1 pseudogene is annotated in these 719 nt (G+C 76.6%); it reads left to right on the top strand.

The features are described from left to right. A pseudogene (locus KN815_RS49470) lies at window positions 1-543 on the top strand (hypothetical protein); the annotation flags it as partial. Window positions 544-719: the final 176 nt, after the last annotated feature.

Here is a 719-nt window from a genome sequence, read left to right as displayed (position 1 = left end):
GCCGCGCGACGTGGCGCCCAGGAGGCCGTCGCGCGGCTCGGCCGACTCCGGGCGGCGGGCCGCTCCGGCGAAGCCCATGTCGTGTTGTGCGAGGCCGCCGCCTGGCCCGCCCCACGGCTGCCCGTCCTCGCGGAGGAGCTTGAGCACGCCGGACTCGGGGCCGATGTGTCCACGCTGCTGTGGGAGATGGCGTGTCTGCCGCCCACGCGGCTCGCCGCAGCCGCCGAGGCGCTGGTCGCGGCGGACCGCGAGACCGACGGCGAGCGGCTGTTAAGGCAGAGCGTCTCGCGCCCCGCCCACGAGGTGGCCCACACCGCCCAGGCGCTCCTCGCGGCGGGCGCCTCTCGTAGGGCTGCGTTTCTGCTGGAGGCGCTGGTACGGGCCCGTACGCCGGAGGAGGCGGCGCGGGCGGCGGCGGAGGACCCCGCCACGTTGGTGCCCCTGCTGCTTGATGCTGCCGCCGGTGTGTCCTCCAGCAGCCACCACGATCTCGCCCATGCGATGCGCGCCGCGGGGCTGCCGGGCGTACCCGGTCCCGTCTGAGCCTGAGCCTGAGCCTGAGCATGAGCCGGAGTTCCGGGTGGTGCTCGTGGTTGGGTGCGGCGCCGTTTCGCGCCTTCGGCGCAATTGAGCAGCGGCGGCGGTGGTGGGGGGCGCGGCGCCGCTGCCGGGCGCCGGGTTGGTGGGTGTGGGCGCCGGTGGCGGCCGCGCTGGTCGGG

The sequence above is a fragment of the Streptomyces niphimycinicus genome (assembly GCF_018883605.1).
In the GTDB taxonomy this organism is placed as follows: Bacteria; Actinomycetota; Actinomycetes; order Streptomycetales; family Streptomycetaceae; genus Streptomyces; species Streptomyces niphimycinicus.
The sequence above is the reverse complement of the archived record's forward strand: the minus strand, read 5'-3'. Positions and strand labels throughout refer to the sequence as shown.